This window comes from Segatella copri, assembly GCF_009494835.1.
GTDB lineage: Bacteria > Bacteroidota > Bacteroidia > Bacteroidales > Bacteroidaceae > Prevotella > Prevotella copri_F.
The window spans coordinates 144914-159433 of the sequence record NZ_VZBE01000055.1 but is presented as its reverse complement, the minus strand read 5'-3'; the positions used below and the strand labels follow the sequence as shown (position 1 = coordinate 159433).

General features: G+C 44.7%; 6 protein-coding genes and 1 pseudogene. 6 read left to right on the top strand and 1 reads right to left on the bottom strand.

Annotation, left to right across the window (positions count from 1 at the left end):
- Window positions 1-2: 2 nt before the first annotated feature.
- A complete protein-coding gene (purL, locus tag F7D47_RS07970) occupies window positions 3-3734 on the bottom strand; it encodes a phosphoribosylformylglycinamidine synthase (protein WP_153086161.1) in 3732 nt (1243 codons plus the stop codon).
- Between the two features lie 439 nt (window positions 3735-4173).
- Here purL and F7D47_RS07965 point away from each other — a divergent pair, with 439 nt between their 5' ends.
- The 6 genes and pseudogenes from F7D47_RS07965 (at window position 4174) to F7D47_RS07940 (ending at window position 14510) form a co-directional block, all read left to right on the top strand.
- Window positions 4174-5028, top strand: coding sequence for an OmpA/MotB family protein (locus F7D47_RS07965; protein WP_144151194.1), 855 nt, complete (start codon window positions 4174-4176; stop codon window positions 5026-5028).
- A gap of 305 nt (window positions 5029-5333) precedes the next feature.
- Window positions 5334-6545 (top strand): NADP-dependent isocitrate dehydrogenase, encoded by a 1212-nt coding sequence (locus F7D47_RS07960; RefSeq protein WP_117693399.1) that lies wholly within the window; start codon window positions 5334-5336, stop codon window positions 6543-6545.
- 462 nt (window positions 6546-7007) lie between these two features.
- Window positions 7008-7703, top strand: a complete 696-nt coding sequence (locus F7D47_RS07955) for a response regulator (RefSeq protein ID WP_022121453.1) — start codon at window positions 7008-7010, stop codon at window positions 7701-7703.
- A gap of 4 nt (window positions 7704-7707) precedes the next feature.
- Entirely contained in the window at window positions 7708-9168 is a 1461-nt protein-coding gene (locus F7D47_RS07950) for a sensor histidine kinase (protein ID WP_153086160.1), read from the top strand.
- Window positions 9169-9582: 414 nt separating this feature from the next.
- Window positions 9583-12904: pseudogene (locus tag F7D47_RS07945) on the top strand (SusC/RagA family TonB-linked outer membrane protein).
- A gap of 16 nt (window positions 12905-12920) precedes the next feature.
- On the top strand, window positions 12921-14510 hold the full coding sequence (locus F7D47_RS07940; protein WP_153086158.1) for a RagB/SusD family nutrient uptake outer membrane protein: 1590 nt from the start codon (window positions 12921-12923) through the stop codon (window positions 14508-14510).
- The last annotated feature ends 10 nt before the right edge of the window (window positions 14511-14520 follow it).

Sequence of the window (14520 nt, the reverse complement as noted above, 5' to 3'; positions counted from 1 at the left end):
TTTTACTTTTTCAAAGCTCTTTCTTCAATCCACTGACGTGCATTGACAAATGCCTCAATCCAAGGAGTTACCTCGTCGTTGCGGCGATCGGCTGGATACCAGGCGTTCTGCCATGGGAAGATGGCACGCTCCAAGTGTGGCATCATAGCCAAGTGGCGACCATCTGCAGAGCAGATACCTGCTACATTGTAGTCACTGCCGTTAGGATTACCTGGATACTCAGCGTAGTTGTACTTCGCAATGATGTTGTAGTGATCCTCTGGCTCTGGCAAGTAGAAACGACCCTCGCCGTGAGCTACCCAGATACCGAGCTTATCACCGCTCAAGCTACCGAACATCACACTGTCGTTCTGAGGAATAGTCAGACCGAGGAATGTGCTCTCGAACTTCTTGGATGTGTTGTGGCAGAGGTGTGAACGATGCTTGTGCTCAGGATTGATGAGGTTCAACTCAACCATCAGCTGGCAACCGTTGCAGATACCGAGTGAAAGGGTGTCCTCACGGGCATAGAACTTATCAAGTGCCTCCTTAGCCTTAGGATTGTAGAGGAATGCACCAGCCCAACCCTTGGCAGAACCGAGAACATCGGAGTTAGAGAAACCACCGCAGAATACGATGAAGTTCACATCTTCCAGAGTCTCACGACCAGAAATCAAGTCGGTCATCATCACATCCTTTACATCGAAGCCGGCGAGATACATAGAGTATGCCATCTCACGCTCACCATTGGTACCCTTCTCACGGATGATAGCTGCCTTGATGCCAGATGGCTTGCGACGGTTTGCGTCGAGGCTGTAGCTAGCAAGAGTTCCCTTGAAGCCGTAACCGAAGTTCATCTCGATAGGCTGCTTCTTATAGTTGGTGTAACGCTTCTTGGCCATACCATTCATGCTCTGCTTGCGGTCGAGGAGGTAAGAGGTCTTATACCAGTCGTCGCGCAAAGCATCGATATCGAACTCGTGCTCGAAGCCTTCCTTCTTGATGATAATCTTGCGGAGCTCTGGAGCTGGATAACCAATCTTGGCATAACCGATACCGTTCTCATCGAAGAATGCTTTCAATTCGTCCTTGTGAGCATCGCTTACCTGGATGACAACACCTGGGTTCTCTGCGAAGAGAGTCTTGATGATGTCGGCATCTGCGATGTCGTGGAGGTTGATCTTCATACCACCCTCTACGTTGGCGAATGTCATTTCGAGGAGAGTTGTAATCAAACCACCGGCGCTGATATCGTGACCAGCCATTACCCAACCACGGTTGATGAGTTCCTGTACGGCGTTGAAGCAGTCAACGAAGTACTCTGGGTTCTTGACGGTAGGAACATCGCTGCCCACCTTGCCCAGACTCTGAGCGAAAGCAGAACCACCGAGACGCTGCTCGTCGAAACTGAAGTCGATATGGTAGAGGCTAGAGTTCTTGTCGTTAACGAGAACTGGGCTAACCACCTTCTTGACATCTGAAACCTCACCACCGGCACTTACGATAACGGTACCCGGAGCGATGATCTTCTCGCCGTTAGGATACTGCTGGGTCAAAGAGAGAGAGTCCTTACCTGTTGGTACGTTTACGTGGATGGCGCAGCAGAAGTCTGACAATGCCTTCACACCCTCGTACAGACGGGCATCCTCACCCTTCTGACTGCGGCAAGGCCACATCCAGTTGGCTGAGAGGCTGATGCTGTCCATGCCATCTGCCAATGGAGCCCATACGATATTAGTCAATGACTCTGCTACAGAGAGTACTGAACCTGCCTTAGGATCGGCAAGACCAGCCTGAGGGGCATGACCCATTGCTGTTACGATACCCTTCTCGCCACGGTAGTCGAGTGCTACGACACCACAGTCTGAGAGTGGCAACTGAATCTGACCCTGACCCTGCTGACGGGCAATCTTACCTGTTACGGAACGGTCTACCTTGTTGGTCAACCAGTCCTTACAAGCCACAGCCTCCATCTGGAGAACACGCTGCAAGTACTTGTCGAGGTTATCTGCAGAATAAGTTACATCTTCATATTTACGCTCTACGGTCTCATCTACCATTACAGTCTTAGGAGTATGACCGAACATCTGAGCTACACCGAGGTCGAATGGCTTCACACCATCAGCCTGCTTGAAGCTGAAGTGAGCATCGCCAGTAGTCTCACCAACCACGTACATTGGAGCACGCTCACGGTCGGCAATCTTCTGAACCTCGCTGATATACTTCTCGTCGATGAGCAAGCCCATGCGCTCCTGGCTCTCGTTGGCGATGATTTCCTTGGCGCTCAAAGTCTTGTCGCCGATAGGCAACTTAGACATATCGATTTCGCCACCGCACTCTTCTACCAACTCAGAGAGACAGTTCAAGTGACCGGCTGAACCGTGGTCGTGGATGCTGACTACTGGGTTCTCATCGTTCTCAACGAGTGCACGAACCAGGTTGTAGGCACGTTTCTGCATCTCAGGGTTGGCACGCTGAACAGCGTTCAACTCGATACCATTGCTGTAACGGCCTGTATCTACAGAAGAAACAGAACCACCACCGAGACCGATGCGATAGTTATCACCACCTACTACGACAACCTTGTTGCCCTTCTGTGGCTCACCCTTCTTGTAGTCACGCTTCTTGCCGTAGCCTACACCACCAGCAAGCATGATTACCTTATCGTATGCATACTTCTCACCATTCTCCTCGTGCTCGAATGTAAGCACAGAACCAGTGATGAGAGGCTGACCGAACTTGTTACCGAAGTCTGATGCACCGTTAGAAGCCTTGATCAGAATCTGCTCAGGAGTCTGATAGAGCCACTTACGTACTGGCATGATGTCTTCCCAGTCGCGCTCAACATCGCTCTTGCCGTTGTCATCCTTCAGGCGAGGATAAGCAGTCATGTAGCAGGCAGTACCTGCGATAGGCCATGAACCTACACCACCACCCATACGGTCGCGGATTTCACCACCCGTACCTGTAGCAGCACCATTGAAAGGCTCTACGGTAGTAGGGAAGTTGTGGGTCTCAGCCTTCAGAGAGATAACACTCTCGATATCCTTCACCTGGAAGAAATCGCTGGTAGTCTGATCGGCTGGAGCAAACTGCTCGATAACAGGACCCTGAGAGAAAGCCACGTTGTCCTTGTAAGCAGAGAGGATCTTGTTAGGATTCTCGTTGGTGGTCTTCTTGATCATGTTGAAGAGAGAAGACTCCATCTCCTTACCGTCGATGATAAACTGGCCGCCGAAAATCTTGTGGCGGCAGTGCTCTGAGTTGATCTGTGCGAAACCGAAGATTTCGCTGTCGGTGAGAGGGCGTCCGTTCTCTTTCTCCAGCTTGTGGAGATAAGCCATTTCGTCCTCGCTGAGGGCAAGACCCTCTTCCTCGTTATACTTCTCGAGGTCATCGACGTACTTGATAGGTTCTGGCTGGTGATTCACGGTGAACACATCCTGTCCGATACCGTTGTACATACGCTGGAGCATAGGGTCGTGCTCAGCGTCTTCGCTATCTACAGGGAAGTACTCCTCGATACGCGAAATGCCGTTAAGACTCATGTTCTGAGTAATCTCAACGGCATTCGTACTCCAAGGAGTAATCATTTCACGGCGTGGGCCGACATAGAAGCCCTGCAACTGCTGGGCGTCCTCTAAAGTCGCGTCACCATAAAGCCAACAAAGTTCATTGATTTCGTCCTGAGATGGTTTGTGGTCAATCTCGGTCGCAATCACACTCTTAGATGGAGTTCTAAAAAAAAGAATCATACTTGCTTTCTTTTATATTATTAATGTATTTATTTCTTTTCGAGTGCAAAGATAGTGCAATTTCAAGACACTACAAAATAAAACACTGTTTTTTATGTTTTTTTTGTTGAGATTTGGGCTATTCTTACCTTTAGAGGCTACATTTGACAGTTTTGCTGTAAGAAAAGTGCTTTCAGTTGCCTTTTTTGGTTAAAAAGGTGATAAATAAAGATTTAGAGGTTAAAAATATCTAAATGCAATTGACAAATGGTGTTTATTCGAGTCTTATCTGTAACTTTGCAGCAGAAAGAAGTGAATCAGCTTCTGAATGCCCTAAGATGTAGAAGCTTCCGGATAACGGATAAAAGCCGGGAGAACTCTAATATAAAAAAGGTAGTAAACGACGCAGAATATACTATAATCAATTAATAATAACAAGAAAATTTAAATTAGAAAGAATATGAAACAGACAAAGTTAATGGTAATGGCAATGATGGCTGTAGCTCTGATGGCTACAAGCTGTGCAAGTAAGAAAGATCTTCAGAATTGCCAGAATGAGAATAAGGAATTGTCAAGTAACTATCAGGCTACCAAGGAAAAACTGGCAGCTACAGAGGCTAGTCTGGCAGCAGCCCAGGAGCAGCTCGCTACTGCAAAGAGCGATTACGCTAAGTTGCAAAGCTCACTTGACAAGAGTTTGAACAATGCAAGCCAGAACAACGTGAGCATTGAGAAACTCGTTGACCAGATCAACGAGAGTAACCAGTATATCCGCCACCTGGTTGAGGTAAAGAGCAAGAGCGATTCGCTCAACATGGTTCTTACCAACAACCTGACCCGCTCTTTGAGCAAGGAAGAGATGAAGGAGGTTGATGTTCAGGTTCTGAAGGGTGTAGTTTACATCTCTCTGGCTGACAATATGCTCTATCAGAGTGGTAGCTATGAGGTGAACAGCCGTGCTCAGGAAACATTGAGCAAGATTGCTAAGATCATCACAGACTACAAGGATTACGATGTGCTCGTAGAGGGTAATACCGATAACGTACCAGTAAGCACTACAAGTGCCAAGATGAAGAATATCCGCAACAACTGGGACCTCTCTGCTCTCCGTGCAGCTTCTGTTGTTCAGTACTTGCAGGATCACTTCGGTGTAAATCCTAAGCGCCTTACTGCTGGTGGCCGTGGTGAGTACAACCCTGTAACAACTAACGATACAGAGGTAGGCAAGCAGCGCAACCGCCGCACTCAGATTATCATCACTCCTAAGCTCGACCAGTTTATGGACTTGATTGATAAGGCTCCAGAGGAGAAGTAAAAAGGCTATTTAAAGGTAAAAAGGTAAAAGGGTAAAAAAGTAAAAAGGTAAATAAGTAGAGGCATCAATGAGTTTTCGGGCTCATTGATGCCTTTTTAGGTATAAATATACAGGTTTTATGTTTTAAGTACGTAAAAAATTGCTTTTTGTTATCATTTTGCTAGAATTATTCTTAATTTCCTTTCTTTTCTTGATTATTTTTATTAATTTTGCAGGCAAAATATCAAGGGGCCACTTGGCTGCCCTGATCATTGTACATTGTACATTGTACATTGTAAATTATTAATTATACATTATATTGTGTTATGGAAAAGATTAAGATGACAACTCCATTGGTAGAGATGGACGGTGATGAGATGACAAGAATTCTCTGGAAGATGATTAAGGACGAACTCATTCTTCCTTTCGTTGATTTGAAGTCTGAGTATTATGATCTCGGTCTGCCTTATCGCGACCAGACCAACGACCAGGTAACCATCGACTCTGCCGAGGCGGCTAAGAAATATGGCGTGGCTGTGAAGTGTGCTACTATCACTCCTAATGCACAGCGTATGGACGAGTATAAACTCCACAAAATGTGGAAGAGCCCTAATGGAACTATCCGTAGCATCATGGACGGTACCGTATTCCGTGCTCCTATCACCATCCCAAGTATCCACCCTTGTGTAAAGAACTGGGAGAAGCCTATTACCATCGCCCGTCATGCTTACGGCGATGTGTACAAGAGCGTGGAACTTCGTGCTGATGAGCCAGGTACAGCCAAACTCGTGTTCGAGGGTAAGAGCGGCAAGAAGCAGGAGATTGAGATTCATTCTTTCGATGGTGCTGGCGTTATCCAGGGCATGCACAATACTGATAAGAGTATCCGCAGCTTTGCTCACAGCTGCTTCAAGTTTGCCATTGATACCAAGCAGGATCTCTGGTTTGCTACCAAGGATACCATCTCTAAGACTTATGATGCCCAGTTCCGTAAAATCTTTGAGGAAGTATATGAGAGCGACTATAAAGAGAAGTTTGCAGAACTCGGTATCGAGTATTTCTATACATTGATTGATGATGCTGTGGCTCGTGTTATTCGCAGCAAGGGCGGCTTTATCTGGGCTTGCAAGAACTATGACGGTGATGTGATGAGCGATATGCTCAGTACAGCCTTCGGTTCTCTGGCGATGATGACTTCTGTATTGGTTTCTCCTGACGGCAAGTATGAGTATGAGGCAGCCCACGGTACCGTGACCCGTCACTACTATCGCTACCTGAAGGGTGAAGATACATCTACCAACCCAATGGCTACCATCTTTGCATGGAGCGGTGCGTTGAGAAAGCGTGGCGAACTGGATGGCATCAAGGAACTTCAGAACTTTGGCGACCAGCTGGAGGCTGCATGTTTCGATACTTTGAATGATGGTATCGCTACCAAGGATCTCGTAAACCTGATGGAAGGTGTTGAGGCTAAGGCTGTAAACTCTGCCGGCTTTATCGCTGCCATCCGCGAGCGTCTGGAAAAGCGATTGGCATAAAAACAATAAGACCTGGGGTGATTAACCTCAGGTCTTATTGTTTTAGTTATTTTTAGTTTAAATCTTGATTCTTTTTCTTGCGTTTACGCAAAGCGTCTGAATGAACCTTAAACAAATCAATGTTCAGCAAGCCATACTGTGGTCTTGCCTTGCTTGTTTAATTCCTCTTTGATGATTTCACCGATTAAGGGAATTGCATTTACTTTATCTTTCATACTCTTTCAGTTGTGTTATATGCTCACTTATAGTTATATCGGGTGCAAAAGTAGTATTTCTGTTTCTAACTAGCAAAGAAACATGTAGCGAATTTGGAAACACTAAGTTAAAATGTGTAACAAAATACCCGCTTTTTTATATTTTTTTTCTCTAAAGAACTAAATGTCACGAAATTGTAACCGAATGTAACGCTTATTACGAAAGAAAAGTCGTAATTTTGCAGCGGTATTTTAAATAACATGAAATATGGAAGAGAATATGAAAAGAATACTTGTTGTTGATGATGAGCAAGACTTGTGTGAGATTCTGAAATTCAATCTCGAAACAGAAGGATATGAGGTAGAGACTGCCAATTCTGCAGAAGAGGCTTTGGAGATGGACATCGCTTCGTTCGACCTGCTGCTGTTGGACGTCATGATGGGAGGAATGAGCGGTTTCCAGCTGGCTAAGCAGTTGAAGGACAATCCGATGACAGCCAATGTTCCGATTATCTTCCTTACAGCCCGAGATACGGAAAACGATACGGTTACTGGATTCAATATCGGTGCCGATGATTATATCTCGAAACCTTTCTCTATCCGAGAGGTGATGGTCAGAGTGCGTGCCGTCTTGCGCCGTACCGCTGAACAGGCTGGTGATGCTGATGAATCGAAGATCATCAACTATCAGGGACTGCAGCTGAATCTGGACAAGAAGACGGTGAGCATCGATGGTGAGGCTATCCCTTTCACCAAGACCGAGTTCGAACTCCTGCGTCTTTTCCTCGAAGAACGTGGCAAGGTGTTCTCCCGTCAGGAACTTATCGACAGGGTGTGGCCTAAGGATGTGATGGTACTCGACCGCACGGTGGATGTCAACATCACCCGTATGAGAAAGAAGATTGGTAAGTTTGCCAAGTGCATCGTTACCCGTCTGGGGTTCGGTTATTATTTTGATGCGTAATTAAATGTTTAAGTTAAATAGTGTAGGTAGAAAGTTGTACTTCAGTGTGCTGGCGGTGTTCCTTGTGTTCGCTGTCAGTTTTATCGTGTTCCAGCAGGCACGAGAGAAACAGTATAAAATAGGTACGCTTACTATCAAACTGGAAAATTATAATGAACTGCTGGCAGAAGATCTGGCGCTCTCTCCTGGTGAAGGAATTATTCTGCAGGATAGCCTTCACGATAAGAATTTAACTGTGGCTCAGGAGAAGTTGAAGGCTTTTGTACGCGAACATGAAAGCAAGGATCTTCGTGTTACGCTGGTGCGCCCGAACGGTAAGGTGATTTATGACAACATGAGTTCCGACTATGATCATTTTGCCAACCATGCCAAGCGGGAGGAAATAGCAGAGGCCTTGAAAAACAGGGTAGGCTCAAGCGTGGAGCGACAGTCTAAAACCCTGAAGCACGATTATTTCTATGTGGCTTCTTATTTTCCGGAAAGCAAGCTCATCATCCGTACGGCACTACCTTACAATAATGATTTGGCAAAATCGCTGCAGGCCGACCAGCATTTTATCTGGTTTGCCATCGTAGCCGTCATTCTGCTTACCATCGTGCTCTACCGTTTTACGGACCGTCTGGGTAAGAATGTTTCCAAACTGAGCATCTTTGCTTATAAGGCAGACCACAACGAGAGTCTGGAGGTGGAAGATCTCGCCAAGTTCCCGAATGATGAATTGGGCGAGATAGCCGAGCGTATCATCAAGATGTATAAGCGCATACAGACCACCCGACGTGAACAGGATGTACTGAAGCGGCAGCTTACCCAGAATATCGCTCACGAGCTGAAGACTCCTGTGGCAAGTATCCAGGGTTATCTGGAAACGATACTCGATAATCCGCATATCAACGAAGAGATGAAGTCGCAGTTCTTGCAGCGCTGTTATGCCCAGAGCGAACGCCTCACCTCTCTGCTCCGCGACATCTCTACCCTGAACCGGTTGGATGACGGTTCGGATATGATAGATTTCGAGGCGGTAGACATTACGCAGATGGTGAGTGAAATAGCCCATGAGACGGCGCTGGAAAGAGAGTCGCACAAGATGACTTTCGAGAATATTCTTCCCGACCAGCATATTATCGTGAAGGGTAACCGCAGTCTGCTCTACAGTGTGTTCCGCAATCTTACCGACAATGCCATAGCTTATGCCGGCGAAGGCCGTAAGATAACGTTGAGTGCCAAGGAGCAGGGCAACAAGTGGCATTTCATCTTCTGTGATAACGGTCAGGGTGTTCCTGCCGAGCATCTCTCCCGTCTTTTTGAGCGTTTCTATCGGGTAGATAAGGGACGCAGCCGCAAGATGGGTGGCACTGGTTTGGGTCTTGCTATCGTCAAGAATGCCGTTCTCCTGCATGGCGGAACCATCCGTGTAAGTAATCAACTGGAAGGCGGCTTGAAGTTTGAATTTACGCTTAAGAAATAAAAATGTTTTTTGAATAAAATATCTAAGCGGCAAATATCAATAATCAAGTGGCTGATATAGGTACTTAAGTATAAAGAAAGGCAAGACTTCTGGGAAACTTCTGAATGGGGTTTTACAGAAACCTTGCCTTTTTTGTATTTTAGAACATTTTTATTTCCTTTTCGTAAACTTTGCTTAAATCTATTATTTCTGACTTTTTTCTATTAAAAGTGTAGATAATATTTCTAAATGTTGATGAAAATCAAGAAAAACTAACTTTTTTCTATAAAAATATCGATGAAGTTTGCATTATTTCAATACTTTTTCTTACCTTTGCACCCGTAAAGCAACGAGAGAGGCTTAAAAAATGTAAGAAGAGAGAAAATAATAATTTAAAGTTATATAAGAGTTGTTTAATTATTTAGAGAAGATTTTATGGAAAAAAGATTGCTTTTCTTGTTAGTCAATCTCTTCCTTTTTGTGGGGGGGGGTATTGGCTCAAACGAAAGTAACAGGTACCGTAGTTTCTCAGGAAGATGGTGAACCTGTCATTGGTGCATCTGTCGTAGTCGCTGGAGCGGCACGTACAGGTACCGTCACCGATATTGACGGTCACTTCTCTTTGGAGGTACCTGCTGGTAAAAAACTTGTAGTTAGCTACATCGGTATGCAGAGCCAGACCTTGACTCCAGCCGCCAAGATGACTATCCGCCTGAAGGCAGATAGCAAGAGCTTGGGCGAGGTGGTTGTAACGGGTATGCAGAAGATGGATAAGCGTTTGTTTACTGGTGCTACTACAAAAATTTCTGGCGACAAGACAAAGTTGGATGGTGTCGCAGACATCAGTCGTGCCTTGGAAGGTAAAGCGGCCGGTGTGTCTGTGCAGAACGTCTCAGGTACTTTCGGTACAGCTCCAAAGATTCGTGTGCGTGGCGCTACTTCTATTTATGGTAGCTCAAAACCTCTTTGGGTGGTAGATGGTGTTATCATGGAGGATGTAACTGAGGTCGATGCTGATGATTTGTCTTCAGGTAACGCTGAGACCCTTATATCTTCAGCCATAGCAGGTCTGAATGCTGATGATATTGAAAGTTTCCAGATCTTGAAGGATGGTTCTGCTACCTCTATTTATGGTGCACGTGCCATGGCTGGTGTCATCGTTGTTACAACCAAGAAAGGTAAAGCTGGTACAAACCGTATCAACTATACTGGTGAATTCACCATGCGTTTGAAGCCAAGCTACCGCAATTTCAATATCATGAATTCTCAGGATCAGATGGGTGTATATCGTGAGATGTACAACGATGGTTATTTCTCTTTTGAAAAGAGTTTTCGTGCTTCTAACAGTGGTGTCTTTGGCAAGATGTATCACCTGATGAATACATATGATTCGAAGACGGGAACTTTTGGATTGCCTAATACTGAGGAGGCGATGAATAGCTATCTCCAGAAGGCTGAATACCAAAATACCGACTGGTTTGACTTACTCTTCAATAATAGTATCTCCCAGAATCATTCCGTCAGCATGTCTACTGGTACCGATAAGGCTCAGTATTATACGTCTTTCAGTGTGATGAACGATCCAGGATGGTCTAAGCAGAGCAAGGTACAGCGTTATACAGCCAATGTAAATGCTCTTTACAATATTTCGAAGAAATTGTCTTTCAATGCCATAGCTAATGCTTCCTATCGTAAGCAGCGCGCTCCTGGTACTACTTCACAGTCTGTAAATAATGTGACAGGTGAGGTGTCTCGTGATTTTGATATCAACCCATATTCTTATGCGTTGAACACTTCTCGTACCATGGATCCTAATGAACTCTATGTGCGTAACTACGCTCCGTTCAATATTTTCCGTGAATTGGAAAACAACTATTTGAGTTTGGATGTGGTTGACATGAAATTCCAGGGCGAATTGAAATATAAGCCAATCTCTAAAGTAGAACTCGCAGTATTGGGCGCTTACAAGTATTCTACAACGACCAATGCCGCTACCATTACTGACCAGAGTAATCAGGCTTGGGCCTATCGTGCGATGGATGATGCTACGATGCGTGATGCAAACCCATGGCTGTATACCGATCCAGACAAGGCAAACTCTTTGCCATTCTCTGTATTGGAAAAAGGTGGTTTCTATCGTGAGACCAAATATAAGATGAATAGCTGGGACTTCCGTGCCACAGCTAGCTATAATGATGTATACAACAAAGACCATATCGTGAACTTATTCGGTGGTCTGGAAATCAATTCACTTGACCGAAGCCGTTCTTATTTTAATGGCGTTGGCATGCAGTATGATATGGGTTATCTCCCTGCTTTCAACTATAACTACTTCAAGCAGTTGGAGGAGGAAAATGGTCAGTATTACAGTTTGGATAATTCATATCAGCGTGAAGCTTCTTTCTTCGGTACTGCCACCTATTCTTATAAGGGTCGCTACACAATTAATGGTACCGTTCGCTATGAGGGTTCCAATAAATTGGGTAAGAGTCGTTCTGCACGTTGGTTGCCTACTTGGAACGTGTCTGGAGCATGGAATGCTCATGAGGAGAGTTGGTTTTCTAAGTTAAATCCTGTTCTTTCTCATCTGACATTAAAAGCATCATATTCATTGACAGCCGATCGTGGTCCTGCTTCTGTTTCCAATTCGTTGGTAGTGATACAGAGTTACAACCCTTGGCGTCCATTTGCCGGTGACAAGGAGACTGGACTTGAGATTTATCGCTTGGGTAATGATGATTTGACCTATGAAAAGAAGCATGAGTTGAACCTCGGTTTGGATATGGGCTTTTTGAATAACCGCATTAATGTGACTTTCGATTGGTATCGCCGCAACAACTACGATTTGATTGGTCCTAAGCGTACCATGGGTATTGGTGGTGAGATCTATAAATATGCCAATGTGGCAAGTATGCGTTCACATGGTGAGGAGTTGACTATTTCCACTCGTAACATTGAGACCAAGGATTTTAAATGGAGTACCGACTTCATTTTCTCTCACTCAAAGAATACTGTAACCGACTTGGATTCACGTGCTAACATCATGCAGATGATTACAGGTACCGGTTTCACAATGAATGGCTATCCTGTTCGCTCTTTGTTCTCTATTGATTTCAAGGGATTGAACAAAAAAGGTCTGCCTATCGTTGTGAATCAGAATGGCGAGGAGACAAGCTATGGTGGCGATCTCTACTTCCAGTCAACTACAACAGATTACTTGAAGTATGAAGGTCCAACAGACCCAACCATTAACGGCAGTTTCGGAAACACCTTCTCTTATAAGGGTTTTAAACTGAATGTGTTCATTACATACGCTGCAGGAAATAAAGTACGTCTTGATCCAGCTTTCAGTTCTTCATACTCAGACATGACTGCCATGCCAAAGGAATTTATAAATCGTTGGACTCAAGCCGGTGATGAAGCTTATACGGATGTGCCAGTCATAGCAGACCAGCGCATGAAGCAGAATGACAATTATATTGGTTATCTTTATAATGCATATAACTATTCTACGGCTCGCGTAGCTAAGGGCGATTTCATTCGCATGAAGGAGATTTCTTTGGCTTATGATTTCCCTGGCAAGTGGATTCAGGCCCTTCGCTTGAACAGCGTAAATTTGAAACTTCAGGCTACTAACTTGTTCTTGATTTATTCAGACAAGAAGTTGCACGGACAGGATCCTGAGTTTTTCAACACTGGTGGTGTGGCAACCCCAATGCCACGTCAGTTTACATTGACATTAAGAGTAGGACTTTAAAGAAAGAGAGATAATTATGAAAAAGAACAAATTATATATAGCATCGGTGGCTTTTGCGGCATTGTCATTGGTCACATCATGCGACAGCTTCCTGGATAAGTTGCCAGATGATCGTGCCGAGGTGAATACCGAGGAAAAGGTGACCTCTCTGCTCGTATCTGCTTATCCAACTGCAAGCAGCAATCAGATATTGGAATGGAGCTCAGATAATTATGCAGACAACGGAAAGCAGTATAGTACCAATCAGGAAATAGAGCAGATATATCGTTTTCAGCCAATTACAGCTCAAACCAATGATAGTCCAAAGAACTTGTGGAATGGTTATTATTCAGCGATTGCTGCAGCCAACCAGGCTTTGGCTTCCATTGATGAGATGGGAAATCCTGCATCGTTAAAGGGACAGAGAGCTGAGGCTTTGTTGTGTCGTGCCTATAGCATGTATCGTCTTGCTACAACTTTCTGTATGACTTATAATCCAGATAATGCAGAGAAGTACATGGGACTTCCATATCCAACAAAGCCTGAGACAACTGTAAGTCCTGACTATAAGCGTGGTACACTGAAGCAACTTTATGAGCAGATTGATGCTGACATTGAGGCTGCCTTGCCTGATGTCAGCGATGATATCTATACCCAGCCTAAGTATCATTTCAATCAGAAGGCTGCGTATGCTTTTGCTGCTCGTTTCAACCTGTACTATATGAACTATGACAAGGTGATAACATATGCAAACAAGGTGCTTGGAGCAAATCCAGCCTCTGGATTGCGCAACTATGTGCCTTTCGTGTCTTTGTCTAATTCGGAGGACATGGAGAATCTGTATATTTCTTCATCAGAGAACGCCAACCTCTTGTTGATGACGGCAGGTAGTAAAATCGGTAGAAATATCAGTGGTAATGAAGCGCGTTTTTGTCATAATCAAAATGTAGGTCTGTATGAAACAATTTGGGCTAAGATGCCATGGGGAAGTGGATCCATAAACAATACTCTCTATCAGTCAACCTTGCTGTTTGGCAATAGCCGTATTCTTATCTTCCCAAAGATGTTTGAACATTTTGAATTTGCTGATAAGGTGGCTCAAACTGGATATACTCATGTTGTAGATGCTGTGTTCACTACAGATGAAACCCTTCTTTGTCGTGCCGAGGCTTATGCCATGAAGAAGGATTATGATAATGCGGTGAAAGATATCAATACTTGGATTGTGTCGCATACTATGACTGCGAATGGTACGGCAAAACGCCCAACAATGACAGTTGAAAGTATCAAGACTTTTATCGAAAGCTTGCCGTATGCACCTGTAACACCAAAATCCAATTTGGAGCATAGCATTCGTAAGACATTCCATCCACAGGGATTCACGGTTGAGGCTGGTACCCAAGAGGATATTTTGCAATTCATCTTACAGATGCGTCGACTGGAGACCCTGTATCAAGGTCTTCGTTTCCTTGACATCAAGCGCTATGGCATTGAGTTCAGCCATGATGTTGACGAAGAGTCTCCTATTGTATTCAAGGCTGGTGACTTGCGAGGTGCGATTCAATTGCCAGATGATGTAATTGAGGCAGGATTACCTGCAAATCCAAGAGAAGAGTCTAACAAATAAAAAATGAGTA

Excerpts from the sequence above, each read along its gene's own strand:
- purL (WP_153086161.1), bottom strand. The coding sequence starts at position 3,734 with ATGATTCTTTTTTTTAGAACTCCATCTAAGAGTGTGATTGCGACCGAG.
- F7D47_RS07965 (WP_144151194.1), top strand. The coding sequence starts at position 4,174 with ATGAAACAGACAAAGTTAATGGTAATGGCAATGATGGCTGTAGCTCTG.
- F7D47_RS07960 (WP_117693399.1), top strand. The coding sequence starts at position 5,334 with ATGGAAAAGATTAAGATGACAACTCCATTGGTAGAGATGGACGGTGAT.
- F7D47_RS07955 (WP_022121453.1), top strand. The coding sequence starts at position 7,008 with ATGGAAGAGAATATGAAAAGAATACTTGTTGTTGATGATGAGCAAGAC.
- F7D47_RS07950 (WP_153086160.1), top strand. The coding sequence starts at position 7,708 with ATGTTTAAGTTAAATAGTGTAGGTAGAAAGTTGTACTTCAGTGTGCTG.
- F7D47_RS07940 (WP_153086158.1), top strand. The coding sequence starts at position 12,921 with ATGAAAAAGAACAAATTATATATAGCATCGGTGGCTTTTGCGGCATTG.